This is a genomic window from Xanthomonas sp. WHRI 10204 (genome assembly GCF_040202875.1).
Taxonomy (GTDB): Bacteria; Pseudomonadota; Gammaproteobacteria; order Xanthomonadales; family Xanthomonadaceae; genus Xanthomonas.
The window spans coordinates 488,295-514,890 of the sequence record NZ_JBEGDW010000001.1 but is presented as its reverse complement, the minus strand read 5'-3'; the positions used below and the strand labels follow the sequence as shown (position 1 = coordinate 514,890).

20 protein-coding genes and 4 pseudogenes are annotated in these 26,596 nt (G+C 59.2%); 17 read left to right on the top strand and 7 right to left on the bottom strand.

The window, feature by feature from the left end; genetic code table 11:
- The first annotated feature begins 494 nt into the window (after positions 1-494).
- The 14 genes and pseudogenes from ABQZ00_RS02290 to ABQZ00_RS02225 all read left to right on the top strand — a co-directional run.
- A complete protein-coding gene (locus tag ABQZ00_RS02290; RefSeq protein WP_193552471.1) occupies positions 495-1,256 on the top strand; it encodes a hypothetical protein in 762 nt (253 codons plus the stop codon).
- A gap of 47 nt (positions 1,257-1,303) precedes the next feature.
- The gene (locus ABQZ00_RS02285) at positions 1,304-2,431 is read left to right on the top strand and encodes a TrbL/VirB6 family protein (protein WP_323537700.1); all 1,128 of its coding nucleotides are present in this window, start codon (positions 1,304-1,306) and stop codon (positions 2,429-2,431) included.
- 51 nt (positions 2,432-2,482) lie between these two features.
- Entirely contained in the window at positions 2,483-2,986 is a 504-nt protein-coding gene (locus tag ABQZ00_RS02280; protein ID WP_115513814.1) for a DUF4189 domain-containing protein, read from the top strand.
- Between the two features lie 304 nt (positions 2,987-3,290).
- Complete coding sequence (locus tag ABQZ00_RS02275; protein ID WP_323537701.1) at positions 3,291-3,758, top strand: hypothetical protein; 468 nt, start codon at positions 3,291-3,293, stop codon at positions 3,756-3,758.
- Positions 3,755-4,414: a hypothetical protein gene (locus tag ABQZ00_RS02270; protein WP_323537702.1), complete on the top strand. Its 660-nt coding sequence runs from the start codon at positions 3,755-3,757 to the stop codon at positions 4,412-4,414. Before ABQZ00_RS02275 ends, ABQZ00_RS02270 begins: the two co-directional genes overlap by 4 nt.
- Positions 4,411-5,744, top strand: a pseudogene (locus ABQZ00_RS02265) (Tle-like phospholipase domain-containing protein). The gene ABQZ00_RS02270 and the pseudogene ABQZ00_RS02265 overlap by 4 nt, the downstream one beginning before the upstream one ends.
- A gap of 469 nt (positions 5,745-6,213) precedes the next feature.
- Entirely contained in the window at positions 6,214-6,741 is a 528-nt protein-coding gene (locus ABQZ00_RS02260; RefSeq protein WP_323537703.1) for a DUF4189 domain-containing protein, read from the top strand.
- 149 nt (positions 6,742-6,890) lie between these two features.
- Positions 6,891-7,208: pseudogene (locus ABQZ00_RS02255) on the top strand (type IV secretion system protein); the annotation flags it as partial.
- Between the two features lie 33 nt (positions 7,209-7,241).
- Entirely contained in the window at positions 7,242-7,757 is a 516-nt protein-coding gene (locus ABQZ00_RS02250) for a DUF4189 domain-containing protein (RefSeq protein WP_349775714.1), read from the top strand.
- Positions 7,758-7,856: 99 nt separating this feature from the next.
- Positions 7,857-8,411 (top strand): annotated as a pseudogene (locus ABQZ00_RS02245) (type IV secretion system protein); the annotation flags it as partial.
- Positions 8,412-8,456: 45 nt separating this feature from the next.
- Positions 8,457-8,960, top strand: coding sequence for a DUF4189 domain-containing protein (locus tag ABQZ00_RS02240; RefSeq protein WP_323537704.1), 504 nt, complete (start codon positions 8,457-8,459; stop codon positions 8,958-8,960).
- Positions 8,961-9,502: 542 nt separating this feature from the next.
- Positions 9,503-10,021, top strand: coding sequence for a hypothetical protein (locus ABQZ00_RS02235; protein WP_323537705.1), 519 nt, complete (start codon positions 9,503-9,505; stop codon positions 10,019-10,021).
- Positions 10,018-10,677, top strand: coding sequence for a hypothetical protein (locus ABQZ00_RS02230; protein WP_323537706.1), 660 nt, complete (start codon positions 10,018-10,020; stop codon positions 10,675-10,677). The genes ABQZ00_RS02235 and ABQZ00_RS02230 overlap by 4 nt, the downstream gene beginning before the upstream one ends.
- Positions 10,674-10,889 (top strand): annotated as a pseudogene (locus tag ABQZ00_RS02225) (hypothetical protein); the annotation flags it as partial. The gene ABQZ00_RS02230 and the pseudogene ABQZ00_RS02225, both read left to right, overlap by 4 nt.
- A 190-nt stretch (positions 10,890-11,079) precedes the next feature.
- On the opposite strand, the gene ABQZ00_RS02220 reads toward ABQZ00_RS02225, so the two are convergent.
- Both ABQZ00_RS02220 and ABQZ00_RS02215 read right to left on the bottom strand, forming a co-directional pair.
- The gene (locus ABQZ00_RS02220; RefSeq protein WP_323537707.1) at positions 11,080-11,751 is read right to left on the bottom strand and encodes a PA4824 family protein; all 672 of its coding nucleotides are present in this window, start codon (positions 11,749-11,751) and stop codon (positions 11,080-11,082) included.
- A gap of 448 nt (positions 11,752-12,199) precedes the next feature.
- Positions 12,200-12,724, bottom strand: a complete 525-nt coding sequence (locus ABQZ00_RS02215; protein WP_323537708.1) for a hypothetical protein — start codon at positions 12,722-12,724, stop codon at positions 12,200-12,202.
- A gap of 248 nt (positions 12,725-12,972) precedes the next feature.
- On the opposite strand from ABQZ00_RS02215, the gene ABQZ00_RS02210 reads away from it, so the two are divergent.
- Positions 12,973-15,000, top strand: coding sequence for a sodium-translocating pyrophosphatase (locus ABQZ00_RS02210; RefSeq protein WP_323537709.1), 2,028 nt, complete (start codon positions 12,973-12,975; stop codon positions 14,998-15,000).
- Positions 15,001-15,205: 205 nt separating this feature from the next.
- Here the strand turns inward: ABQZ00_RS02210 and ABQZ00_RS02205 are convergent, their stop codons facing one another.
- Entirely contained in the window at positions 15,206-15,688 is a 483-nt protein-coding gene (locus ABQZ00_RS02205; protein ID WP_323537710.1) for a hypothetical protein, read from the bottom strand.
- Between the two features lie 196 nt (positions 15,689-15,884).
- Here ABQZ00_RS02205 and ppa point away from each other — a divergent pair, with 196 nt between their 5' ends.
- Complete coding sequence (ppa, locus tag ABQZ00_RS02200; RefSeq protein WP_005990841.1) at positions 15,885-16,421, top strand: inorganic diphosphatase; 537 nt, start codon at positions 15,885-15,887, stop codon at positions 16,419-16,421.
- 147 nt (positions 16,422-16,568) lie between these two features.
- A complete protein-coding gene (locus tag ABQZ00_RS02195) occupies positions 16,569-17,684 on the top strand; it encodes an HDOD domain-containing protein (protein WP_055848462.1) in 1,116 nt (371 codons plus the stop codon).
- Positions 17,685-17,979: 295 nt separating this feature from the next.
- On the opposite strand, the gene ABQZ00_RS02190 is transcribed toward ABQZ00_RS02195, so the two are convergent.
- The 4 genes from ABQZ00_RS02190 to thiC form a co-directional block, all read right to left on the bottom strand.
- Positions 17,980-20,868 carry a TonB-dependent receptor plug domain-containing protein gene (locus tag ABQZ00_RS02190; protein ID WP_323537711.1) on the bottom strand — a complete coding sequence of 963 codons (2,889 nt, stop codon included), beginning with the start codon at positions 20,866-20,868 and terminating at the stop codon, positions 17,980-17,982.
- A 48-nt stretch (positions 20,869-20,916) separates the two neighbouring features.
- Complete coding sequence (locus ABQZ00_RS02185; protein WP_115528848.1) at positions 20,917-21,810, bottom strand: helix-turn-helix domain-containing protein; 894 nt, start codon at positions 21,808-21,810, stop codon at positions 20,917-20,919.
- 110 nt (positions 21,811-21,920) lie between these two features.
- Positions 21,921-24,260: a winged helix-turn-helix domain-containing protein gene (locus ABQZ00_RS02180; RefSeq protein WP_323537712.1), complete on the bottom strand. Its 2,340-nt coding sequence runs from the start codon at positions 24,258-24,260 to the stop codon at positions 21,921-21,923.
- 418 nt (positions 24,261-24,678) lie between these two features.
- A complete protein-coding gene (thiC, locus tag ABQZ00_RS02175) occupies positions 24,679-26,556 on the bottom strand; it encodes a phosphomethylpyrimidine synthase ThiC (RefSeq protein ID WP_323537713.1) in 1,878 nt (625 codons plus the stop codon).
- Between the last annotated feature and the right edge of the window lie 40 nt (positions 26,557-26,596).

Sequence of the window (26,596 nt, the reverse complement as noted above, 5' to 3'; positions counted from 1 at the left end):
CGCCGAAACCGGAATTGCTGTGACGGACTGTCTTCATGGCGGCCGGCAGGTGCCGTTTTGCACCTGCCGTGTGTCGGCTGGAGCCTAAACTGACAAAGAGGACGCTCCACAGGCAAATGCCGCGATCGGCTGTAGGGATTTCCTTACAAAAAGCTGGCAGACCAAGCCAGGCGGCGCCTGGGCGGCGACCCCGCGGGTAAGGCAATACCTCATTAGTAGAAATTTGGTTAAGTGTGTGCCACAGTTCGCACCAAACCTGCCTCATCGCGCATAAGGATCATGGCCCAGCAGGCAATCATCTCCAGTCTTCCCCGGTGGTCAGCCAGTGCCGCCGGGGAGTCTGTGTCTGGACGAAACGGCCTCACTCACCCGCGACGAGCGCATGATTTATAAAGCCGGACCGTCCCGCTGAACGCGCATCTGGCATTCACCGCTGTTTTTGCTGCCGCTGTTCCCGCCACTCATCTATACCGAAAAGATCGACGAGACTCGCCATGACCGCACGTTCCTGCCGCCTCCGCCATCCGATTTCCCGCCTTGCCGCCGGCCTGCTGCTAAGCATCGGGCTGTGTGCAGGCTCCGCCAACGCGCAAGTGGTCATCGTCAACCCGACGGGAGAGGGAAAGGATATCGCGGAGTATGCGGAACAGGCCAAGCGCTGGGCTGAGACAGCCAGGCAGTATCAGCAGGAGTTGGATCATTACAAACAGCAACTAATCAATTTGACGAGTTTGAACTTTCTGCGCCCCCCTCTGGACGATAAGTTCGTCTTGCGGGAACCAGGCTACGGTCTTGAGTTCGCCTGCCCGGGAGCACAAGCCAGCGGCATCGCAGGCATTCTCGAGCAGATCAAGTCCATCGCCCCCACGATGACCGGGAAGATGGCAGAGGAGCAGATGAAAGTCTGCGCCCGCATTGTCATGGCGCAAAATGCCCAATACAACGAATCAGTCACCATGCTCAAGCGCCTGGTGCAGCGCAACACCGAATTTGAGGCCATTGAGCGCCAACGCGGTAGAGTGGGTACTAAACAAGGCGCATTGGCAGCCAACGACAACGAAGTAAAGCGTTTCACGGCACGTAATGCGCTGGAAATGAGTCATTGGGAAGCCAAGATGAAAGCCTACGACGTCTATATTGCGGGACTCAAGGATGACCAGACCTTGCTGGCCAAGCGCGCACTGGAAGGCGACAAGGGCAATTTGCTGGGACAGGTCGTGCAAGCAGCAGCATTGAAGATTGCGCTGTCCAAATGAATTAGCGGGCAACCAAAGCCCAGATCACGACGCACAGGCAAACAGCAATGGACGTTTTTTTTCATGGCGCGGCAAGCTGGCTGCAGCCGCTGGCGGACGCCAATCTCGGCGATTTCGTTTTCTTCAAGTTGGTCAACGACTACTTCAACCGGGAAATTCAGGACTTCGGCATGGAGTTGATGGGCCGTGCCATGCGCTGGGTCAGCACCATCGCGCTGACCGTCACCACGCTCTGGATCCTGATCCTGGGCTACCGCATCGCCACCGGGCAATCGCGCGAGAGTGCGATGGCCACCATGATCAAGGCCGGCAAGGTCGCCGTCATCATCAGCTTGGCGTCAGCCCTGGGTGCCAATGGCGCCATGCTGCACCAGACCATGACCCAAAACCTGGACAAGGAAATCCACGAGTTGTTCACCGGCGAGGAGGGCACCGCCGCCGATGCCATCGACGAGAACCTGGCCTACACGCAGGTCGCAATGGCCACTCTGGATGCGGTGCGCGTAGATCCGGCCCAGCCGGAAGTGCTGGAGAAAAAAGGTCGCGCCATGCTCATGGCCGGCTTCGGCACCGCCAGTCCGCCGATGGCGGCCGGGGCGATGCTATTGCTGTTCAAGTTCACCATGGCCTTCCTCATCGGCGTCGGGCCCATCTTCATCCTGGCGCTGATCTTCGACCAGACCAAGGACCTGTTCAAAAAGTGGCTGTTCTACATCATCGGCACGCTGTTCTCGATGGCCATGCTGTCTGTGGTCACGGCCATGGTGCTCAAGTTCACCGTCAAAGTGGCCGCTGCCTACTGGGCGGTCAAGTTCATCCCCCTGGCCAGCGCTGAAGGCCTCTCCAGCCAAGCCCTGCAGCAAGGCGGCATCGGTCTGATCATGACTATGCTCATCGTCACCGTACCCACCATCGCCGCCGCACTGTGGCAGGGCAACATGGGCACGTTTATGGCGTATTCGGCATTTGGCACTGCGTCGAGCCCTGGGCCGCAAGGACAGCCAGCTGGGTCGTATATGCCGCAGCAGGTTGCTAAGGGTGGTGAGAGATCAGGGCACGAAGATTCAGAAAGATCTTCGCCGACAGTCAAAATTACAGGTTCGCAACCAACTCAAGTGATTCAACCCACCGGCTCACGCGGACAAGCTGGGCGTAGTGACGGCCTAAATGCTTAGTCGAATCTCTGAAAATCTAAAAAATTATCAATGTCTACAGGCAACGTTGCCATGAGATTTTTTGCTTTACTGGCTTTTTCTATTTTTCCAATTTCGACACATGTTTTCGCGCAAGGCTGCCCGGTTGGTCAATATCAAATCGGTGGCCAAGGGGCTGTTGCGTGTGCACCGCTTCCACAAGGAGGCTCGATCCAGCAGGAGCCACGCGCCAGTGGCAAGTGGATAAAAACTTGGGGGGCAATTGCGACTGATGGCGCTGATAATTTGGGCGTATCTACAGGTAAGCTTAAGAAAACAGAGGCAGAGCAAGATGCACTGCAGAAATGCGAAGGCGCCAGTAAAAGTCCTTGTCGCATCAACTTATCTTACAAAAATCAATGCGCAGCAGTCGCTCAACCCTATCGCAGCGGGGATATTAAACGAACTTATACACGCGGGCCATCTATCGAGGTAGCGAGCAACGATGCAGTCGCCATCTGCCAGAGGGGAAATGCTGGTGACAAGTGTAAAGTTATATATCAAGAATGTTCAGAGCCTATCTTCAAGGCTTTCTGATTTCTTCGCATTTATTGGCAAGTAGGAGTTCATCCCCTGCTAAGACACAATGCATCTGCCTTCTGCACGTTTGGTGTATCTGCAGATTGCAGTTGCCGTTCAATCCTGCACCGGGTACTTACGTTGTGACCTATCCCCGATGACTCAACCCCTGTCGCAGCACAGCTGGCTGCCGGCTCAAAGCTATTCTCAAAGCCCTGACAACGTCCGCTATTAGTTCAAAATAGCTCCCAGCAGCAATGTCATGGATAGCGCGCCCCCTCATAATGCATGTTGTTATTGGCCAGTCAAGGGCATTGGGCGCATGTTGAGTATTCTGCTTATGGCAACGTTACTCACCGCAAGTATGGCTGTCTTGGCCTACCGAACGTCTTTCGCCGTTCTGCTGAATCTCGCACAGTGTGCGGCTTCTCTCTGTACTGTATTGCACTTGGCTGTAGTATGCATGCTGCTCGGACTCATCGCAGATGCTCTGACTATTCGGAAGACACTGCAAGCAGAGGGTAAACGTACCGCAGAACTCAACCAACTGCGCTGGGTCATTATTACTGCAACCGCAATGACGACGCTGACATTAATGCTTGCAGTTACGGTGGCTTGCAGTGCTTTTGTGATAAATATCATACGAAAGTTCCCCGATTTCGGCTTAGTCTTCGCAATCATGCTCATTGTATTGTTGCTACATCGCATCAACATCAACCGCATTTATTCACGACTCACCGATTCAATGGCGGCCGCGCAGCGTGCTGCACGGCGCGCGATGACGGTATGAAAAACCATCTGAGAAATAAGGTTTTGGGATATCTTGTTCTCGCTCTATTGACGGGATGCAATCCTATGAACGCGGCTTCTGAAAGACATGGCACAGACGCTACCACCACCGACGGCGATCCGGTCTACCGCAAAAATCCGCATCCGGCGCAGGCGTATCGCATCACCATGAGCATTGAGGATGCACCGGGGCCGTTCGAGTGGATTTCGGGGACAGCATTCTATGAAATGACCAACCACAAGCAATGCACGCCAATCGAACCGATTGCAGGTGTCTGGAATAAATCCAGTGAAGATGGGATACCTATCCACTTTAGCAAAGTCAATGACACCACCTATGTGGCGACCATCTATGCAGATGGAATGGTCGATGCTGACTATTATGGCAAGGGAACGTGTTCTTTTGATTTAGACGGAGTTGGAATTTCCCTGAAAGCGACCGAAAAGCATGAAGACACACGCTTTCAGCCGGCCCTATTTAAGAATGAGATTTACAGCCCAGTGCCAAAGGTTACTTACTTCTGGAAAGGACGCTACCCGAAAGAAGATGTCGACAACTTCCCTGATAGCGGCAGATCAAGAGTCGACCAATTCAATGACAATGCCCGCAATGACATCTTTAAAGTTACCTTGGCTACTGAAAAGGTGATTCCATGAGCCTTACGAGCCAACAATATGCAGCTCTCGCTGACGATGTGTATGAAAAACCTAGAGAAACAGGCATAGATAGTCGTCCAGTCGATATTGCCGGAGTTATTTACAAGCGTCTCGAGTATGTAGACAGCCCATCTGGCTATCAGGGCATTATTTATCAGCGTGTCGACACCAACGAGATCATCGTCGCCCATCGGGGCACTGAGACTGAGCGTGAGCTCAAGCAAGATGGTGTCTACACCGATGGCGGCATGGTGGCATCGCGCCACAACAATCAAGCCGCCGAAGCGATTGAGCTGACCAAGCATGCGTTGGTCTATGCACAAAAACTCGGTAAGGATGGCGAAGCGCTTGACGTCACCGTTACCGGCCACTCGCTCGGCGGCGACCTGGCACAGGTTACGGCACATCACTTTGGCCTCAAAGGCGAGACCTTCAACGCCTATGGCGCGCTCAGCCTGGATCGGCGCATTCCCGAAGGCGGCACCGATGTCATCAATCATGTAATGGCCGGCGATGCGGTCAGTGCTGCCAGCAAGCATTATGGGCAGGTCAAGATCTACGCCTCGCCGCAGGAAATCGCCACGGCTACGACAACACCCGCAGCCTGCTGGATGCACGCAATCCCCTCGCTGCTGTCCAACTCAGCGACTCACATAAGATGCATAACTTCCTACCCGTCGATGGCGACGGCAAGCCGGATCGCTCGGTGCTGGAAGACCCCAAATCGCAGCAGTTGGCGAAGCAATACGCGCCGATGGTCGACAAGTATCGCGACGATGTAGCGCTGATGCGTGGTCACTTGACCATCGCATCGCGCACCATCCAGTCCATGAACGTGGCAGATGGCATCAATCAGTTGCGCGGTACGCTTGCACCCGGTGCAGGTACGGCGGAGATGGCGGCCGAGCGCTGGAAGGAGACGCAGCAGCGCATGCAGCGTGAGGACACGCCGGTCTATGTGACACCTGGCTGGAAGCTGCCCCTGGGCAATACCCCTGAGCGCTGCGTCGATCCGGGCGCGGCCGCCATGTCCAATGATCCACTGTACCGCTCCATCCACAGCAAGCTGCCGCAGGGCACGTCCGATGCCGTGGCCATGCATGCCACCGTCGAGGCCAAACGCGCTGGCATCGTCGACGTCAACCAGCTGCGCAGCGTGACCGTGCAAGACGGCAATGCCTGGATCGTTGGCAATACGCCGGGCTTCCGGGCCAAGGTCGATCTGGCTGCCGAGGTACCACCCGTGCAGGACAGCCTGCGCCAGTCCCAGGCTTTGGACACACAGCGATCCCAGGAGATAGCCCAGCCCTCGCCTGCGCGTGTACTCTGAAGGCTATTGCCCTTGTCGCAGATAGCGCGATGCGTATGCAAGCAATGACTGCCTATCCGAGCTTTGATCCCTTTGCCAGACCCGAGACGGGCGGCATGGAGTTGATGGGACGGGCCATGAAGTGGGTCAACGGTAACCACGCTGTGGGTGCTGGTCCTGGGCCACCGCCGCACTATGGCAGGGCAATATGGGCACGTTTATGCGTATTCGGCACTGGGTGCTGCGTCGAGTGCCGTACCACAGAGGCAGCAGGCTGAGTTGTATATGCCGCAGCAGATGGCGCGGGGTGATCAACAGCAGATAAGCAGGGGAGAAAACTCTGCAAATCAAACAGCGAGAATCACAGGCGAGGTACCAACTCAAGCATCAACCCCGATAGGCTCACGCGGACAAGCAACGCGAGGTAGCGATCGGAGTATTTAGTCGATTCGCCAGTAATTTTTATTTTTTAATATAGGTAAACGCAGCCATGAGGACTCCCCTCCTATTAGAAATCCTGACTTTGCTCGTCCCGATATCTGCCTGGTCGCAAGATTGCCCAGTGGGGCAATATCAAATCGGGGGGCAAGGGGCTGTGGCTTGCGCACCTATTCCGCAAGGAAATGAAATCCAGCAGGAGCCCCGCCCCAGCGGGAAATGGATAAAAACCTGGGGGGCAATCGCTGATGACAATAATAATAATTTCGGCGTATCTACCGGAAAAATCAAGAAAGCAGACGCCGAGAAAGTTGCATTAGATAAATGCAGACAAACAAGCCAAAAAGAAGCAAATTGCCGCGTGGTTTACTTCTACGAAAATCGCTGCGCAGCAATCTCTGAGCCTGCGAAGACAGGATCCCCTACACAGACCGGGAATATACTAACTAGCTACTCTGCTGGCCCTTCGATAGAGGCTGCAAGTAAAGCTGCAATTTCAGACTGCGTAAAGGAAAACTCAGTGAATGAATGCAAAGTGATATATCAGAACTGCTCAGAGCCAATCTTCAAAGCCTACTGATTGATTACTCACAGCATTGTTGCCGTTCTTTAGCCCCCACCACCCCACCCTTCAAGCCCTACCTCAATTGGCGGAGATCATTACGAAGTGATCCTTTTACAACAACTCCTCTTCACCTTCTGCATCTATGGCATACCAATGATTGTTGTCAGCAAGGCGGCATCGGCCTGATCATGACCATGCTCATCGTCACTGTACCCACCATCCCCGCCGCACTATGGCAGGGCAATACGGGCACGTTTATGGCGTATTCGGCATTTGGCACTGCGTCGAGCCCTGGGCCGCAAGGACAGCCGGCTGGGTCGTATATGCCGCAAAGGATTGATAAAAATACTAACCAAGCACAAGGTGGAAATGCAGACCCAACTGCTGCAGTCAAAGCAATTGGCAGCACCCCAAGTTCTGCCCCCATCCAGGACCCCGGCTCGCGCGGTAACGCTGGAAGATATGAAAGCGGAAGCGCTTAAAGTACCTACTACCTTGTGCGAAAGGCAATACATATGCAATTCAATAAATTTTACTTATTCTTTCTTTTATTTTTTGGATTTTCAGCGATGGCCGAGCAGGGTTGTCCGCCTGGGCAATTCCCTATCGGCGGACAAGGTGCTGCTGCATGCGCCCCGATTCCTCAGGGAAATCCTGGATCGCAAGAGCCCCGCCCTCTGGGTAAATGGATAAAAACTTGGGGTGCGGTTGCGCAGGACACAAGCAATGGGACTCTGGGAGTTTCCATTGGAAAAAACTCCAAACAGGATGCTCAGCAAGAGGCACGCGCCAAATGCATGGAGGTTGGAGGAGTTCGATGTAAGGACTGGGTGGAATACCAAAACCAGTGCGTAGCAATAACTGGGCCTCAAAAAGATGGAGTCAATACTGCAGGGAAATTGCAGTTCGCGCGAGGCCCATCACTTTATGATATCCGACGTAATGCACTGGAAAGTTGTGCATCAGCAAATCAGTCACACTGTGGCGTACTCTATTCTGCCTGCTCAGAGCCTAGATTTCAGCATTATTAACATAACGTCAGTTAACACGCCTAAAAGTGCAGCACCTCAGAATTAAGAGGTTATTCTGCGAACGTGTTCAATTAACTTGATTGGAGCCAAGTTTTCACATTTTTCATCGGCATCGGGCCGATCTTCATCCTGGCGCTGATCTTCGACTGGACAAAGGATCTGTTCAAAAGGTGGTTGTTCTACATGTTCTACATCATCGGGACACTGTTCTCGATGGCCATGCTGTCCGTGGTCACGGCCATGGCGCTCAAGTTCACCGCCAAGGTGGCCGCCGCCTGCTGGGCGGTCAAGTTCATTCCATTCGGCAATGCCGAAGGCTTGTCCAGCCAGGCTCTGCAGCAAGGTGGCATCGGTCTGATCATGACTATGCTCATCGTCACCGTACCCACCATCGCCGCCGCGCTATGGCAGGACAATATGAGCACGTTTATGGCATATTCGGCATTTGGCACTGCGTCGAGTCCCGGACCACAGGGGCAGCCGGCTGGGTCGTATATGCCGCAACACGTGGCGAAGGGAGAAGGACAGCAAGCTGGCGGATCTGAGATGACTACAAATCAAACAGCTAGAATTGCAGGTCAGACTCAATCACAAGCGGCACCGTTAATCGGCTCACGCGGGCAAGCTGGGCAAGGCTCTAATCACCAAATTTAAATTACCCCTTGCAAACTAGATATTTTATCCATTCAAAGGTGTAATATGAATCCACTTTTTTTCCCCATACTTATTTTATTTCCAATCTGTGAAAGCGCGTTAGCGCAAGGCTGCCCCGTCGGGCAATACCAAATTGGTGGGCAAGGAGCCGTTGCATGCGCTCCGATTCCAGCAGGAGACCCCATTCAACGGCAACCGCGACCTAGCGGAGAATGGATTAAAACTTGGGGTGCGATTGCCGGTGACGGCAATGAAAACTTAGGCGTATCTAATGGAAAGTTCAAAAAATCTGAAGCTCAGCAGGATGCACTGGAAAAATGCGAAGTAGCAAGCCAGAAAAAATGCAGCGTCCTTTACGTTTATGAAAACCGGTGTGCAGCAATCGCTGAACCCGAACTACGGGGATCTATCATAAGGGGCTTTGCCGCCGGCCCATCAATTGAAGTAGCAAGTAAAAATGCAATTTCGTTCTGCAAAAAATCAAATTCCGGCAGCCAGTGCAAGACAATATATACAGCATGCACCGAGCCAATTTTTAAGAGCTTTTAAGCATAAGACGATTACCTATGTTCTTCAGCTGCAGCACCTCTGCGCTTGTTGCTAAACTAGCCCAACGCAAGGCCGCGATAGCGTCCTGGCTGAACCGACTCCTCGCGTCAGCATCGCCGAAAGCAGCCCTCATGGAAAACATCAGAAAAACGATGCTGTTTTTCAGGACTGCAGCAAAATCCAGCTGAGGGTCAGGGCTACTTAGGGAAGGAGCCATGAAAACACGTGGATTGCGCTCAGTATTTTTGCTGTACTCGAATACTCTTCAAACCCCGCTCGAACCGGCAGCCGTCACTACGAAGTGCCCCCCTACTACAGCTAACGATCCCTCCACTTTCTGTTTGCTGGGCGTCCCCACCCACTGTTGGCTCCAGGTAGATCCTGCCACAGGCACCTTCACTTCCACCAACACGCACTACTTCAACGCAGCGTCGGCACGGATTTTTGCACGGGCCTACCCCATCGCGTACGGCTACGGCACAGCTAAAGATAACTAGGGTTCTACACAGTTAGGTGAGTCGCACTTCATTAGGAGCGATGCAGTGGATAGAGGGCTATTCCCCCATAATGCTCGTTGGTATCGGTCAGCCGAGAGCCTGCGCAATCTCCTGATCGTCGTTATCTTGACGCTAGCGCTCACTACCAGCCTGCTTGTGCTGGCTTACCGCACAACATTTACCGCCTTGCTTGGGCTTACACACTTTGTGGCCATTGTCGGTGCTGTGCTGCACGTTGCTGTTGTCCTGCTCCTGACAATGCGGATTGCACATGCCGCGAACATCTGGAAGAACCTACGCAGCCAGGATAAACAGACTACCGAATTGCGACAGCTGCGCCAGACGATTTTCAACACGGCCGGCATGACCGCATTGATGCTGCTATTGACCGTTGGTGCGGCGTGTACTCCCTTGGTGATGCAACTGCCCGAACTCGGGTTGGTGTTCTGCGTCCTGCTCGTTACGCTGGTATTGCACAGCGCCAACATCAACCGCAGCGCTAGCCAGCTGCGTGATGCGATCACCGCCGCCGAGTGGTCTGCACAGTGCACAATGGCGACATGAACGCTGATCTGAAGCTAAAGATTGCTGGCTATCTTTTCCTCACGCTCATGGCAGGGTGCAACCCCATGAACACTGCTTCTGAAATGCAGGACACCGATGCGAATACCGCCGCCGGCGATCCGGTCTACCGGAAAAACCCGCATCCGACGCAGGCATACCGGATCACGATGACCATCGAGGATGCTCCAGGGCCGTTTGCGTGGATCTCGGGTACGGCTTTCTACCAGATGACTAACCACAAGCAATGCACGCCAATTGAGCCCGTTGCCGGTGTATGGAGCAAGTCTGATGAAGATGGCATCCCCATCCACTTTGAGAGGCTAGATGCATCCACATACACTGGGACGATTTATGCCGATGGCATGGTTGATGCCAACTACTATGCCAAGGGTGTCTGCCGATGGGAACTCACTAGCGTAGATGTTTCGTTAAAGGCTACCGGCAAACACGAAGAAACAAGATTTCAGCCAGGCCTATATAAAGATAAATTGTTGAGCGGCACTCCGTCTGCGACCTATTTTTGGTTGGGCGGATATCCAAACGATGAAATGAGCAACTATCCCGACTCAGGCCATTCATACCCAAGTCAATTCAAGGAAGAGTTGCGCAAACAGTTGTTCAAAGTGACTCTGATTGCTAGAAAGGACTCACCATGACTCTCACCGCACAACAATATGCTGAGCTGGCAAGCGATGTTTATAAAAAGCCAGATGAAAAGGGCGAGAATAGTCGAAATGTAAATATCGGCGGCGTGCCATATAAGCGTCTTGAATACATTGATACTCCTGCTGGCTATCAAGGCATCATCTATCAGCGAGCAGATACAGGCGAAATTGTCGTCGCCCATCGCGGCACAGAGCCCAAACGAGGGCACGTCCGATGCGGTGGTCATGTTAGAACGCGCTCTGCATGCTGCAGCGATTCACCAAAGACCAGCACCATAGAGTCACTGCTAGGTTTGCTGCGATTCGATTGCAGTCCGATTGCATGCAGATTGAAAGATACCTACGGCCGGAATTGGGCAGCCGCACCGGAGCGCGGCCACTGAAAGGGGAGTGTCAGGGCAACAACGCAAGGTTGATGCCCAGCGTGATCCAGCCACGTGGGGCGTTGAGGCGGTCGCGGCCGGCTACCAGGTCTATGCTGGATGCCCTGCCGACCATTCTGCGCAGTCCAAGTTGGCTACCCTCGCCGTTGTGGTCATCTCCGAATGCTTCGGCCAACAGGGTCCATGAACTGGTGATGTCGTGCTCCAAACCGATACCGACGTTTGTCGTATCCGGTTCGGCATGCGTCGCCACGGCACCGATGTTGAAGTGGATACGCGTGGAGGCATCGGCGCCCAACGACCAAGTCATGGGCAGCGTGGCGTAATAATTGCGCTGCTGCGGGTCCCTCCATGTACGCTGCGTCCCCACCGACAACGCCAGGCCCCAGGCGTGGCGTTCTGGATCGCGCAACACCCGCTTGGCGCCCAGGTCGAGCAAGACCGGCCCGTGTCGCGAGTCGCTGAGCCCAAGCGCCAGTTCCGTACCCAGGACATTGCAGGCAGGTACCGCCGTGGCCGATGCACCACCTGGCGTTGCACGCCACCAGGCTTCCAGCTGGCATTGGCCACGCGGCGTGACGCCGGCGTCGTCGACCACCATGCTCGCCGCTGCGCGCACCGGTACCGGGTGCCACAGTGCGAAGAAGGCAAGCAGGCCCGGGGAACAACGCAATACCTTCATAGACGTTCTCAAAAAATCAACGTAGCTGCTGCGCGACTCGTTACAGCGCCAAGCGCAGCGACATATCGTTACCAGCGCCCATCAGATGCGGGCGACTGGCCTGCCGGGTCCGGAGTGTACGCGCGGCACAAGCCGATGCCGACCACTAAACCACTAACCGGCGGCAACACGCGTTTTGGTTCGCAGTACCAGTGGTCACTCCAGATGCGCAGGGCGGTGACCATGCGTAAATGCAAGCAGGTGCGACGGTGCTTTTTAAAGCTTGAGCGATGCTTGGATCACTGCGTCGTTGTGGATGCACAGACAAGGCCGCGGCATCGATAGCAACACCAGCAATCACTCCTCATCGATGCGTCAACTGCATGGCATGCCGCTACGAAGTCTCATGTCATGCGGATGCCCGCATCACTCAAGCAGCCGTAGTGCCCCAGCATTGATGCCGTAGAGGTTACTGGCAAGCCTTACCTTCCATCGTCTGCTGCGCGGCAAACATCGGCACCTGCGGAATCTTGCCGGCGGCCGCCTGCTGCTTGGCATCTTCCAGGTAGATGCGTGACTGGCCTTGGCCGTCGAGCTGCGGTTTGGCATCAACTGGTTTGCGCCACACGCGCACAACCGCCTGTTGACTCGGGCAGGCCGCGCTTGGAACGCGGATCACGTCGTTGAAGATCCAGCCCGACGCAACGCTCGGTGTTGCCTTGGCGTAGTCCACAAAGCGCGCACGTGGCTGACAGGTGGGGCTGCTGCGCACGACCGAGAACGTGTAGGGCTGTGCAGCATTGCCGGTGAACACGCCTTCGAGGCGCGCACAGGCTTCTGGAATCTGTCGCAAGGTGTGTACTGCACCGACGGCTTGCGCAGTGCCAGGCGGGCGTGCCTTCAACTCTGGCGTTGGCTCTGCAGCGATTGCGCTACCGGTAAACAGCATGGCGGCCAGCACAGCGGCGTACCTGGACGCGGCATCGTTCGACATAGTTACTCCTGGATCGGCTCGGTCACGTTGGCCGCAGGCTGTCATGTCGCGACTGAACGACGCGCCAAAGCCGCGGTGGTGGCACCCCTGCAAGCTGCGGCGCATACTCGATCGCGATCCGGCCACCTGAACATCGCGACGCGCATTACGGCCCTTGTGGCCGTCGAGTCCGTATTCGTTGTCACTCGTTGCGTGCGTCGCCCTTGGTTCGTCCCGACCGGATGACATCCATTCTCTTGGGAGGGGTCATGCTGGAACACTACGGGTTAGGGCTTGCGCTGGGCTGTGCGGTATTGGCAATTTTGTACGGGATCGTGTCGGCGCGCTGGGTGGTCGCGCAGCCTAGCGGTAACGCGCGCATGCAGGAGATCGCCGCGGCGATCCAGGAAGGTGCACGCGCCTATCTCAATCGGCAGTACCTCACGATTTCGATCGCCGGCGGCGTGCTGTTCGTATTGGTCGGGCTGTTTCTGAGCTGGTACACGGCGATCGGGTTTGCGCTCGGCGCGGTGCTGTCGGGGTTGGCCGGCTATGTCGGCATGAACGTCTCGGTGCGCGCCAATGTGCGTACTGCCGAAGCCGCACGACATGGCATCGGCCGTGCGATGGATGTGGCATTTCGGGGCGGCGCCATCACCGGCATGTTGGTGGTGGGACTGGGCTTGCTGGGCGTGGCCGGTTATTACGCCGTGCTCCAAGCCATGGGGTTGCCGCTGGAGCAGAACCTGCATGCCTTGGTGGGCCTGGCGTTTGGCTCATCGTTGATCTCGATCTTCGCGCGTCTAGGTGGCGGTATTTTCACCAAGGGGGCGGATGTGGGGGCGGATCTGGTTGGCAAGGTCGAGGCCGGCATCCCCGAAGACGACCCGCGTAATCCTGCGGTGATTGCCGACAACGTCGGCGATAACGTGGGCGACTGCGCGGGCATGGCAGCGGATCTGTTCGAGACCTACGCCGTCACCGTGATCGCCACCATGCTGCTCGGCAGCCTGACCCTGGCCGAAACCGGGCCGCATGCCGTGCTGTATCCGCTGGTGTTGGGCGGTGTCTCGATCATCGCCTCGATCGTGGGCGCGGCCTTCGTCAAGGTCAAAGCAGGCGGCTCGATCATGGGGGCGCTCTACAAAGGCGTGATCGTCTCCGGCGTGCTGGCTGCGCTGGCCTATTGGCCGATTACTCAGAGCCTGATGCGCGACAACAGCCATGGCGCGACGTCGCTCTATGCCTGCGCATTGATCGGCCTGGTGCTCACCGGCTTGATCGTGTGGATTACCGAGTACTACACCGGCACCCAATACGCGCCGGTGCAGCATGTCGCCTCTGCCAGCACCACCGGACACGGCACCAACATCATTGCCGGGCTCGGCATCTCGATGAAGTCCACCGCGCTGCCGGTGATCGCGGTGTGCGCAGCGATCTGGGGTGCGTTTCACTTTGGCGGCTTGTATGGCATTGCGATCGCTGCCACGGCGATGCTGTCGATGGCCGGCATGATCGTGGCACTGGATGCCTATGGCCCCATCACCGACAACGCCGGTGGCATCGCCGAAATGGCCGAACTGCCACCGGAAGTGCGCGCGATCACCGACCCATTGGATGCCGTCGGCAACACCACCAAGGCGGTCACCAAAGGCTACGCGATCGGCTCGGCCGCTCTAGCGGCGCTGGTGCTGTTTGCCGACTACACCCACAACCTGCAGGCGGCCAATCCCACTGAAGTCTTCGCCTTCGATCTGTCGGACCACACCGTGATCATCGGTCTATTGATCGGCGGATTGATCCCCTATCTATTCGGCGCCATGGCGATGGAAGCGGTGGGCCGCGCGGCGGGCGCAGTGGTCGAAGAAGTGCGACGTCAGTTCCGCGAGATCCCCGGCATCATGGCCGGCACCGCCAAGCCGCAATACGACCGCGCGGTGGACATGCTGACCCGCTCGGCGATCCGCGAAATGATCGTGCCTTCGCTATTGCCGGTGGTGGTCCCGATCGTGGTCGGGCTGTTGCTGGGACCACGGGCACTGGGTGGATTGTTGATCGGCACCATCGTGACCGGGCTGTTCCTGGCCATTTCGATGACCACCGGCGGCGGGGCCTGGGACAACGCCAAGAAGTACATCGAAGACGGCCATTTCGGCGGCAAGGGCAGCGAAGCGCATAAGGCGGCAATCACCGGCGACACCGTCGGCGACCCGTACAAGGACACTGCAGGGCCGGCAATCAATCCGTTGATCAAGATCATCAACATCGTGGCGCTGCTGCTGGTGCCGCTGCTGTAGCACGGTATGCCCGCAGGGATCTCGGACCTGCGGCCATAGGGCCGCAGGTCATTGCGCGGGAAAGCTGACTACCGCGTCGGACAATACTGATGTCACTGTCTTCGCAGCGAACGTATTGGCGGTCGTTTGGCGTTCCTGCGACGCTGCCAGCACGCGCCTTCACATGCGACAACGTGGCAGCAACGACACCCGCCTTTGCCATGTCTCAAAGACAGCCAATCAGGCCATCGTAGATCGGCGGCGCGCCGCCCGGCAGCGGCTCGAACAAGGGGTTGGTTACCGCAAGCACACGGTACATCTCGTCCAGGCGCGTGCCGGCTTTCAGGGGCGCCGTGCAGCGCCAGACCCGGCTGTCGGAGCGGAGATAGCCGCTACGCGGGTCGACGCTGATCTCACTCGCGCCGAAGGTCCAGATGCAGCTGCGCACCACGCCGGTGACGCTGTGGACCGAGCAACGAAAGCGCAGCGGCTGGTAGTCGCTGAATTCGCCTCCGCAGAAGGTGTCGCCGCAGATATTGTCGAAATCACGGTCCAACCGCTGCTCCAGATCACTGAAGGCCTCCCAGCCCTCTCCATTGGCCGGCCAGTCCATCGCGTCCACGTAGGTGGGCAGTGGCGTTGCCGCAGCAGCCACCTGGGCCGTGAGAGACAGCAGCAGTACGAGGAGCAAGCGTGCGAGCCTGGACATGGCGTTTCCCGAGCAGTGGATGAGCCTGCAGCGTGCGCCGTCTCCCCAGGCCCTACGATCAGCCGGCCGCCCGTGATGAATGCAGGCTATGCCGCACAGGACCCTCAGAAGATTGCCCATTCAGTGTCGCTGCAGCGCAACAGCCGAACGCGTAGAATCGCGCTCCACACACTGCTGACGCTTCGGAGCTACCCGCATGGGCCTTGAACTGGTCACCTCTGGCAAGAATCTGCCGGAAGAAATCAACGTCGTCATCGAAATCCCCAAGGATTCGGAGCCGGTCAAGTACGAAGTGGACAAGGCCAGCGGCGCGATCTTTGTCGACCGCATCCTGTCGACCCCGATGCGTTACCCCTGCAACTACGGCTACGTGCCCAACACCCTGTGCGGCGACGGCGATCCGGCCGACGTGCTGGTGGTCCTGCCGCTGCCGCTGGTCCCGGGGTCGGTGGTGCGCTGCCGTCCAGTCGGCGTGCTGCGCATGAGCGACGAGGCCGGCAGCGACGAAAAGATCCTGGCGGTGCCGATCGAGAAGATCTTCTCCGGCTACGCGCATATCGAAGATATCAACCAGGTGTCCAGCCACTGGATGGAGCGCATCGGTCACTTCTTCGAGCACTACAAGGACCTGGAGAAGGGCAAGTGGGTCAAGCTCGACGGTTGGGGCGGCGCGGCCGAGGCCAAGCGCATCCTGGTCGAATCGGTGGAACGCTATAATTCCGACGCGCCCTGAGCCGTTGGCCGTAACACTGCTCCGCACTTGCGGAGCGACCGGGATCACGCTTTTGCCGTGATCCCGGTGACCGCCGCCGGTAGATTGGGTACATTGCCGAGTTGCGTTTGGCCGGCGTCTACCGCCGGTGACTTCTGGGGAAGTGTCTTGCGTATTCTGTTTGTTGGGGACGAAGCCAGTCTTCCGTCCGACCTGGTCGACTACGTCGCCGATCTTGGCGACCAGTGGCAGGCGCAGCAGGTGGCCGATGGAAATTCGGCGATCGAAGCTGCCGCGTTGTCGCCATTCGATGCCGTCATCGTTGCCCCGGTGTTGCCGGACCTGACTGCTGCCACGTTGCTGGGGCAGATCCGTACGCTGCGCCCGGACACCATCCGCATCGCGCTGATCGATGCCCAGGACGGCCAGCGGACGCCGCCGGCCCGCATCATCGGCGTGGCACATCGTTTCCTGCCGATGCCGCTGGCGCCGGAAGTCCTGCTCGAAGCCGTCACCAGCCTGGAAGAACTGCGCGACCTGCTCAGCAATCCGCGCTTGCGCGCGGCGATCGGCCGTATCGAAAAACTGCCCTCGCCGCCGCATCTGTATCTGAGCCTGATGCACGCGCTGGAAGAAGACGATGGCGCCGATGCGGCCGACATCGCCAAGCTCATCGCCGGCGACCCGGCGATTGCGGCCAAGGTGCTGCAGCTGTGCAATTCGGCGTTCTTTTCCGGCGGACGCAGCATCACCGACCTGCGCACGGCGGTCACCCGCCTGGGTGTGGCGACGCTGCGCGACCTGGTGCTGGCAAGCGAAGTGTTCTCGGTGCAGACGCTGACCCCGGCCGAGCGCAGCGCGATGCAGCGCCGCGCCCTGCTCTCTTCGCGACTGGCGGCGAAAGTGTTGCCACCCACCAGCGCCGAACTCGGCTCCACCGCCGCCTTGCTGGCCGACATCGGCCTGCTGTTGCCGGGCGTGCGCGACGAGCGCGAACCGCCACTGGAAGGCGGCGACGAGCGCCTGGGCCATACCGAAGCCGGCGCGTATCTGCTCGGCCTGTGGGGCCTGCCGATGCCGATCATCGAAGCGGTGGCGTTCCATCGCCATCCGCAGCGCTCCAGCCTGCGCAGTTTCTGGGTGACCGGTGCGGTGCACGTTGCCACGGCACTGGCCAGCGGCGAGACGGTGGACGAAGAGTATCTGTCCAAGGTCGGCGTCATTTCCCGACTGCCGACCTGGCGCGAGCAGGCCGAGACGTTGCTGGGGCTTGCCGAGGCGTGAATGACCGCACCACTTGGTGCGAATAGTGAAACGAAAAAGGCGCGAGAGATTCGCGCCTTTTTCTTTGGCGCTGCAGATAGCACGGAGGGGTGCAGCAGCCCTTTGCAGCGTGCAGCTTTCGCATGGTTGCCCTGGACAACGGGATACGCCCTTCCAGATGGCCATGCAGGTTTCTCGCAGCGCTGGCGCACGACACCACGCATGAGCGCTGCGTTCGTAGCATCCCGGCACCAGGAATGACGGACATAAAAAAAGCGGGCCTTTCGGCCCGCTTTTCGTTACGACGCTTCGATGATCAGAAGCGCTGGTTGTACTGCACGAACAGGAAGCGGTCGTAATCCAGCATCGGATCGATCGCTGCAGTGCTGCTGTTGGTGATCGAGTAGGTCACCGGCGGCTGCTTGTTCCAGATGTTGCGGGCACCAACGGTTACGCTGCCATCCCACGGAGCCTGCCAAGTGACAGAGACGTCCTGATAGGAGATCGAGCCCTTCTTGTTGGAACCGGTACCGCCGCCCCAGCCCGGATTCGGGGTCTGGTAGTTCGGGTTGTTGCACTCGATGCCTGCCGCTGCATCCCAGCAGTAATCGCGGAAGCCGCCGTAGTAACGCAGGTTCCAGTTGGCAGACAACGCGCCCAGCGACCAGTCCAGACCCAAGGTGGCACGCACGCGCGGGAAGTTCCAGTAGCCGGCGGAGTTTGCCCACTCGGCACCGGCTTCTGCCTGCGACTTGTAGGTCGCCAGGTAGTTGGTGTCCAGGTTGACAGCGAACTTGCCGTACGCGGTTTCCGGCATGCGGTAACGCACACCGAAGTTGTAGCCTTCGGTTTCCAGACGGCCCAGGTTGACGTTGCCGCGGCTCAGCGTGGTGACCTGGCCGGTGACCGCGTCGCGACCGTAGTCGGCGCAGTAGCTGGCCAGATTGTTGAGGTAGCAGTTGTTCAACACATCATTGGCCGTCAACGCGGTGATGATGTTGGAGATCGAAATGCGGTACCAGTCCAGCGAGAAGTCCAGGCCCTGCACCCAATGCGGGCTGTACACCATGCCCACGGTGCGGGTGATGCTGTACTCGGGTTCGAGTTCGGCATTGCCCACACCAGAGTTGAACGGTGCGTTGCCCTGCACGTCGCGACGCGTGACCGCGTTGCCTGCGGTATCGGTCTGACGGAAGCCAGCCGGCAAGCCTTCGCCAGCGCAACGTGCTGCCACGCCCGCGTTGCCCAGCGAGCCAAAGGTGGCGTCGCACGGATCGGTGAAGGTATCGAACGTCTGCGAGCCGCCACCGAAGGTGTCCGACAGGGTCGGCGCACGGAAACCGGTGCCGTAGGTACCGCGCACCAGCAGGTCGTCGATCGGCTTCCAGGTGAAGCTGAACTTGCTGTTGGTGGTGTCGCCAAAGCGGCTGTAGTTGCTGTAACGCGCGGCCACGTCGAACGACAGTTCCTTGGCGCCCGGCAGATCCTTCAGCACCGGAATCAACAGCTCCAGGTAGGCTTCGTTGGTCTGGTAGCGACCTTCGGTGGCCTGTGCCGCCAGGTCGGTGGTGTAACCGGCGCTGGACAGCTGATCCGGATAGTCGTAACCGCTGATTTCGCGGTGCTCGACGCCTGCGGCGAAGCCCAGCTCACCGGCCGGCAGATCGAACAGACCACCGGTGACGTTGGCGGTCCACTGCTTGCTCAGGCTCTGCTGCGTGGCCTGACCCAGTGCATTGATGTACTGCAGCGCGTTCGGCGTGGAGGCCGACGGGCCACCCAGGATGTTGAACGGGGTGCACTGGCCCAGCGCATTGCTGGTACCTAGCGCGATCGGAGCCGCTGCGGTACCGCACTGCACCTGACCCTGTGCATTGAGGAACGACGGGCCCAGTGCCTTCTGCAGCGCCAGCAAGTTGATGTTGCCGCGCGAAACCTGCGTTACATCGTACTTGTTGTAGTTGAAGCCAACGTCCCAGTTCCAGCCGTGGCTGCCGACGTCGAACACGCCTTCCAGCGCTGCATCGAAATGCAGGGTCTTGACGTTGCTTTCGGTGGTGCGCGGCAATTCAACCGTACGGCGGAACCAGCTGTTGATGTCCTGGCCAACCGGGTTGTAGTAGCTGCTGCCACTGATCGCCACCGGGAACTGCGGCTGCGAAGAAGCCTGCAGCGGGTAGCCGGCGATCTGACGGTTCGAGTCGCGCTCGGAGTACATCGCGGTCGACTTGAAGGTCACGCTGTCGGTCAGGTTGTAGCTGCCGGTCGTGAAGATTGACTTGTTGCGGCTGGACTGCTGCAACATCATCTGGTCGACGGAATTGAAGTAATCGTCGGTGGTGATGTCGTTGTGGTAGTTGGCGATGTTGCGCGAATCCGCACCCACGCCACGGCCGTCGAACGAACCGGTGTGATTGAGGATGTAGGTCTGGTCGTTGGAGGTGAAGCGACCCCACGGGCCGGTTGCACTCAGACCATCTTCGATGTGGTTCGGGCCGGCCGAGTAACGGGTCAGCGTGCGGTCCTTGGCCCACACCGGGTCTTCGTTGGTGTAGTTGACGCCGAACACCAGCGAGGCGCGGTCGGTGGTGGTGCCGGCGGTGAAGGAGTACTGCTCCTTGGAACCGTCGCCACGACCGTTCTGGCCGAAGTACGCCGAGGCTTCCGCACCGTCGTAGTTCTGACGCAGGATGATGTTGACCACACCTGCCACAGCGTCGGAGCCGTAGATCGCCGAGGCGCCGTCCTTCAGGACTTCGATGCGCTCGATCAGCGAGCTCGGGATGGTGGACATGTCGGTCAGGCCGTTCAGGCTGCTGGTCCAACGCTTGCCGTTCACCAACACCAGGGTACGGTTCTCACCCAGGTTGTAGAGGTTGACGTACTGGCCGCCCTGTTCCGGATCGGAGGTCAGCACAGCAGCCTTGCTGTAAGTCTGCGTACCGGCAATCGACAGGTTCTGGAGGATGTCACCAACGCTCACCAGGCCGGACTTCTGAATGTCCTGCTGGGAGACGGTGAAGACCGGCTGTGCGGTTTCGACGTCGACCGAGCGGATGCGCGAGCCGGTGATTTCGATGCGGTCCAGCGTCGTGGTCGACGGGGCGGACTGCTCTTGTGCGTTGGCGGCAAAAGCCGGCGTCAACGCGATCGCAATACCGGCGGGCAACAGGCCCAGCCGCACTGCGGAGGTGCGAAGGTTCATCAATCTCTCCAGGGTTCGTTAGTGGCGCGTTAAGCGCCCCCGTGCAAATTACGTTTGCGTGAACGCCGTCGCTTTGCGCGTCACGTTCCGTGGCTTTGCCGAATCTGGCGGATTGGTCGTCTGCTCGCGATAACGCGATGCAGAGACGCCAAAACGCGCACGAAATGCGCGTGCGAAGCTGCAGCAATTGTCGAACCCGCTGGCGGCCGCAACCTCACCAATCATCATCGAGGTATCGCGCAGCAAATCCGAGGCTCGCTCCAACCGCAAACGTGCCGATAGCGCCTGCGGGCTTTCTTCGTACAGGCTCTGGAATGTCTTGGAGACGTACCAACTGGAGAAGTTGGTCAGCTGCGCCAATTCGCTGATGCGCACGACGCGGTCGCTGTTGCCTTCCAGATAGAGCCGGGCGCGCTGCATGCGGCCGAACACCTGACGGCGGCGGCTACGCGAGCGACCCGGGCACCGCTGCTCCTGCTCGACGAAGTCGCGCTGCATCGCCGCCAGATGCAGCAACAACGGGCGCGCGGATGCGCTGCCGCTCTGCAGTGCCGCGTTACGCCACAGCCGCAACGCAATGCGCAGGTCGCTGCGCGACAACTGACTACGGCCCGGGTACAGCGTGGCGTCGGTCAACTCGGCCAACGACTGCAAGCTGGTGCCATCCAGGCTGACGCCAACGCACAGCGCGCTGCGATCTGCCTGCACGGTGGGATGCGAATCCTTGTCGAAGGCGATCCAGTCGCCGGCGCGCAGCCGGAAACGGCCTTCCTTGGACTCCACCCAGGCGCGACCCCGCAACTGCACCCACAAGGTGAATGTCGAAGCGGCAGTGCGGATGCTGCCAAGACGCGAGACGGCCAGACAGGTGGTCGATGTCGAGTCGCTGGCACCGTCCAGGCAGAGTGCGAGCCCGCGATCGGCAGTGATGACCTGTTGCATGTTGGCAGCCCCTTGTACAAAAGAGGGCGTAGTGTTTTGCCGAATCTGGCGTGAGTCAGGACGTTTCGACGAAGCTCTGCCGAAATTGCCACGAAGCCTTTCCGAAGGAGTTACGAGGCTATTTTTCTCAACATCATCAACAGGTTGGAGATGAAGCCGACGGACACCGATGGCTGCTCCGGCAATGCCATGTAGGCGATCGCACTGCCGTCTTCTTCGGCCAGCGCCACATACATCGCACCGCTGCGCTGATCCAGGCTGAAACCATTGATGGTGGTGAACTTCGCCGCGTCCAGGCACTGCGCGCGTCCGCCGCCGAGAGCACTGTCGTGCGTGGCGCAACTGTCATTGGACGACAGGTAATGCACCTGACCCTGGGTTCCCGGCGCCCAGCTGCGATAGCGCCAACGCGATGGTTGCTGCGCGTCCACCGGCTGCACGGTATCGGCAGCCAGGGTTGGCGCAACCTGCCATAGCCCTGCCCCGCTCAGATGCGTCAACAGCACCTGCCCGCTGATGCGATCCAGGCGTACCTGCGAGACATCCTGCAGCGTGGCCAGCGCGCGCCAGGGGCTGCTGCTGCGGTCGTATAGCGTGGCAAAGGTATGACCATCGTCGGCCGCAGCCACGACCAGCAACCGGTTGGGATCGGGAAGATGGATCGCCTGCAATGGCCGCGCTTGCGGGACCGGCAGGCGTACCGTCTTGCCGGTGCTCGGAGTCACTTCAAAGAGCGCAGCGTGTCCATCCGCGTCGCTGCCGCTGACCAGCACTTGCTGCGAATCAGCCGACCAATCGGCAGCCTGTCGCGCATCCGGGCGGATCCCTTCGATCAACCGCACCGAGCCAGGATTGGTGACATCGCCCCACCACAACCCATACGCACCGGAGCGATTGGACGCGAAGATGAGCTGACGCCCGTCGGGCGCAATCATTGGTTGATCGTCGCGCCCATTGGAGGGAAACAGGCGACGCCGGATGTAGCCACCATTCATGGGGTCGTGGATGACCTGATACACCCCGAACTGCGGCTTGCGCTGCACGAAGACCAGATGCCCGTGTGCCACGTCCGGCGCCTGCGCATCGTCCACGCCCAGATCGTGCAGGCTACGAGCGACCAGATCGAGCCGATACAAACGCGCTTCGCTATCTACGCGACGCCCGAAGATCAGCCCACTGCCGTCCGGCAACCAGCTCCAACCACGGATATCGGCATTGTCGTGCGTCAATCGCTCCGCGCTGCCGCCTTGCGCGGGTATCCGCCACAAATCGCCCAGCTGCGGATTGCGCAGAAACACAATCCATTGCCCGTCCGGGGAATAGCGCGGTGCGTAGTCGAAGTCGGTCGGTTGCGCGCTGTACGTCAATCCCTGCCATTGCCCGGTCTCAAGATCCAGACGCCGGATTCGGGGCGAACCTTGCGGGCCGGTCATGCTGCCGAACAACAATGCGCGGCCGTCGGGCGACCAGCTGAAACTGAGCATGTCCGCGCCATCGCAGCGCACCACCTCGCGGGCTGCAGACTCACCTGCCGCAGCAGCGATCATGACCCTGCAACTTCCATCCGGCGATTGCCGGGAAAACGCAATTTCGCGCCCATCCGGCGACCAAGCAGGCAGTCGGTCCGAGACGCCAGGCGCAGGCGCTTCCAGCACGCGCGGATACGCGTTGTCGGTCGTCTTGACCAGGATCGAGGTCCCCTGCCGATCGCTGGTCAGCGAGGCGTAGGCCACCCTGCTGCCGTCGGGCGAGAGGCTGGGCGTGAGGTCGAATCCGCCGCCTGCGGTGATGACCTGGTACGGCCGCTTGGGGCTGCCCGGAACAGCTGCCGACGTTGCACCATCGGTTGCCGGCGCACGCAGCCACAGCGTGCGGGCCGCAAGGCCTAGCACCACCACCAGCGCCAGGCTGGCCACAGCCAGCGTCATCCAGCGGCGTCGGCGCGGCGTCATTGCTGCAGCAGGCAACGGCGCTGCAGCTTGTTCCTGCGTGCGATGACTGGCCTCAGCCGCAGTGCTCACCGCTTCTGTAGCGAACGGCGCGTTCTGCACGGACTGCTGCACGCCAAGCGACGCCGGCGTGGATGCAGTCTGCGCCTGCATCGCCGGCACATCCGCGTACGCCTCCCACGCCACCGGCGCCATCAGGCGGTACCCGGTCTTGGCAATCGTCTCGATGTACTCGGAACGCTGACTACCGCTGCTGGCAAACGCTTTGCGCAGCTGCGTCACCGCCTGGGTCACGACATCGTTGGTCGGCAGGGTATCCGGCCACACCTCGGCGAGCAGCTGCTCGCGCGTGACCACCTGCCCTGGCTGTCGTGCCAGGGTCAGCAGCACCGCCAACGATTTGGGAGGCAACCGCAACGCCCGCCGCGCGCCCGGTGCGTGCACTTCGCGCGAGGCAACGTCGACCACACACGGCCCGACGCGCAGCCGGCCAGATGACATTGCAGTAGCAGGAGGAACACTCATCGGCAAAGACACGCATCGGCATGCAAGGACTACAAAGACGCATCGCACTAAGTGCGAAACGCCAAATTCAGCAAAGGACCACGACCAACTGTGTCATGCATCCAATTGGTGCAAATTTTACTCTATGCCTCGTTGCTTCCTATGACAGGCGGCGACGTCAGGCTCTCTCTCTCTCGCCGACGAATTCAAATAATTACGATGTTCCCTTCGCGCCTTCTGGCGCGATTTTTTTATCTGCGATTCAGCTAAAACGCCGCAAAGCCTTATCTATTGTAACCGCTTGCAGCGCGATCGCATCGCGGCACTTGCGCGCAGCGATGCGATCTGGTCAACCAAAGCTGAATTTTTGATAAGCGGGCCGTGCGCTACGGGCAACCCAATGCAGGTCTGCGGACTAGGAGGCGCGATAGACCTGCGCGCCCTGCGCCAGAAACTGCGAGGCCTTCTCTTCCATGCCAGCCGACAAGGCGTGCTCTTCGCCCATGCCATGTTCGGCCGCGTAGTCGCGCACGTCCTGGGTGATTTTCATCGAACAGAAGTGCGGCCCGCACATCGAACAAAAATGCGCCAGCTTGTGCGCGTCCTTGGGCAAGGTTTCGTCGTGAAACTCCTTGGCCTTTTCCGGATCCAGCCCGAGATGGAACTGGTCGTCCCAACGGAACTCGAAGCGCGCCTTGCTCAGGGCGTTGTCGCGCACCTGTGCGCCTGGATGTCCCTTGGCCAGATCGGCCGCATGCGCGGCAATCTTGTAGGCCATGATGCCGTCGCGCACGTCCTGCCGGTTGGGCAGGCCCAGATGCTCCTTGGGCGTGACATAGCAGAGCATCGCGGTACCGAACCAGCCGATCATCGCCGCGCCGATCGCGCTGGTGATGTGGTCGTAGCCGGGCGCGATGTCCGTGGTCAACGGCCCCAAGGTGTAGAACGGCGCCTCGCCGCATTCGCGCAGCTGCTTGTCCATGTTTTCCTTGATCAACTGCATCGGCACATGCCCAGGCCCTTCGATCATGGTCTGCACGTCGTGCTTCCAGGCGAGTTTGGTCAACTCGCCCAGCGTCTCCAGCTCACCGAACTGCGCGGCGTCGTTGGCATCGGCGATGCAACCAGGACGTAACCCATCGCCCAGCGAAAACGCCACGTCGTAGGCCTTCATGATCTGGCAGATATCTTCGAAGTGCGTGTAGAGAAAGTTCTCCTTGTGGTGCGCCAGACACCACTTGGCCATGATCGATCCACCACGCGACACGATGCCCGTCACCCGCTTCGCAGTGAGCGGCACATAGCGCAACAGCACACCGGCGTGGATGGTGAAGTAGTCCACGCCCTGCTCGGCCTGCTCGATCAAGGTGTCGCGAAAGATCTCCCAGGTCAGTTCTTCCGCACGACCATCGACTTTTTCCAGCGCCTGATAGATCGGCACCGTGCCGATCGGCACCGGCGAGTTACGGATGATCCACTCGCGCGTTTCATGGATGTGCTTGCCGGTGGACAGATCCATCACCGTGTCGCCGCCCCAGCGGATCGACCACACCAGTTTTTCCACTTCTTCTGCAATGCCCGACGACACCGCGCTGTTGCCGATGTTGGCGTTGATCTTGGTCAGGAAATTGCGACCGATGATCATCGGTTCGCTTTCCGGGTGGTTGATGTTGTTGGGCAGGATCGCCCGCCCGCGGGCGATTTCGTCGCGCACGAATTCCGGCGTGATGCGTTGCTGGATCGACGCACCAAACGATTCACCGGGATGTTGCTTGCGCAGCATCGCATCGGTCACCGCCTCCAGGCGCTGGTTCTCGCGGATCGCCACGAACTCCATCTCCGGAGTGACGATGCCGCGACGTGCGTAATGCATCTGGGTGACATTGGCGCCAGCAAGCGCCACCCGCGGCAAGCGGCGTGCGGGGAAGCGCACCGCATCCAGCCGCGCATCGTGTTCGCGGCCGCGCCCGAAATGCGAACTCAAGGTGTCCAGCGCCACCGTATCGCCACGTTCGGCAATCCAGTCGGCACGCAACGGCGCGAGGCCGGCAGCAAGATCGATCGCCGCCTGCGGATCGGTGTACGGCCCGGAGGTGTCGTAGACGCTGAGCGGCGCATTGTCTTCGCCACCGAACAGCGTCGGCGTGCGCGTCAATGCGATCTCGCGCATCGGCACCTGCAGGTCGGCACGCGAGCCGGAAACGAAGATCTTGCGAGAGCCGGGGATCGGCTGGGTCACAGCCTCGGATAACGATTGGGCTTGTTGTTGCAAAACGGTGGGCGCGGCATTCATGGCGTTCGTCCTGTGTGCTGGAAAACCAGCACCAAGGGCG

Bases quoted from the DNA above. Each gene is read 5' to 3' on its own strand.
- ABQZ00_RS02290 (WP_193552471.1), top strand. From the start codon at position 495: ATGACCGCACGTTCCTGCCGCCTCCGCCATCCGATTTCCCGCCTTGCC.
- ABQZ00_RS02285 (WP_323537700.1), top strand. From the start codon at position 1,304: ATGGACGTTTTTTTTCATGGCGCGGCAAGCTGGCTGCAGCCGCTGGCG.
- ABQZ00_RS02280 (WP_115513814.1), top strand. From the start codon at position 2,483: ATGAGATTTTTTGCTTTACTGGCTTTTTCTATTTTTCCAATTTCGACA.
- ABQZ00_RS02275 (WP_323537701.1), top strand. From the start codon at position 3,291: ATGTTGAGTATTCTGCTTATGGCAACGTTACTCACCGCAAGTATGGCT.
- ABQZ00_RS02270 (WP_323537702.1), top strand. From the start codon at position 3,755: ATGAAAAACCATCTGAGAAATAAGGTTTTGGGATATCTTGTTCTCGCT.
- ABQZ00_RS02260 (WP_323537703.1), top strand. From the start codon at position 6,214: ATGAGGACTCCCCTCCTATTAGAAATCCTGACTTTGCTCGTCCCGATA.
- ABQZ00_RS02250 (WP_349775714.1), top strand. From the start codon at position 7,242: ATGCAATTCAATAAATTTTACTTATTCTTTCTTTTATTTTTTGGATTT.
- ABQZ00_RS02240 (WP_323537704.1), top strand. From the start codon at position 8,457: ATGAATCCACTTTTTTTCCCCATACTTATTTTATTTCCAATCTGTGAA.
- ABQZ00_RS02230 (WP_323537706.1), top strand. From the start codon at position 10,018: ATGAACGCTGATCTGAAGCTAAAGATTGCTGGCTATCTTTTCCTCACG.
- ABQZ00_RS02220 (WP_323537707.1), bottom strand. From the start codon at position 11,751: ATGAAGGTATTGCGTTGTTCCCCGGGCCTGCTTGCCTTCTTCGCACTG.
- ABQZ00_RS02215 (WP_323537708.1), bottom strand. From the start codon at position 12,724: ATGTCGAACGATGCCGCGTCCAGGTACGCCGCTGTGCTGGCCGCCATG.
- ABQZ00_RS02210 (WP_323537709.1), top strand. From the start codon at position 12,973: ATGCTGGAACACTACGGGTTAGGGCTTGCGCTGGGCTGTGCGGTATTG.
- ABQZ00_RS02205 (WP_323537710.1), bottom strand. From the start codon at position 15,688: ATGTCCAGGCTCGCACGCTTGCTCCTCGTACTGCTGCTGTCTCTCACG.
- ppa (WP_005990841.1), top strand. From the start codon at position 15,885: ATGGGCCTTGAACTGGTCACCTCTGGCAAGAATCTGCCGGAAGAAATC.
- ABQZ00_RS02190 (WP_323537711.1), bottom strand. From the start codon at position 20,868: ATGAACCTTCGCACCTCCGCAGTGCGGCTGGGCCTGTTGCCCGCCGGT.
- ABQZ00_RS02185 (WP_115528848.1), bottom strand. From the start codon at position 21,810: ATGCAACAGGTCATCACTGCCGATCGCGGGCTCGCACTCTGCCTGGAC.
- ABQZ00_RS02180 (WP_323537712.1), bottom strand. From the start codon at position 24,260: ATGTCATCTGGCCGGCTGCGCGTCGGGCCGTGTGTGGTCGACGTTGCC.
- thiC (WP_323537713.1), bottom strand. From the start codon at position 26,556: ATGAATGCCGCGCCCACCGTTTTGCAACAACAAGCCCAATCGTTATCC.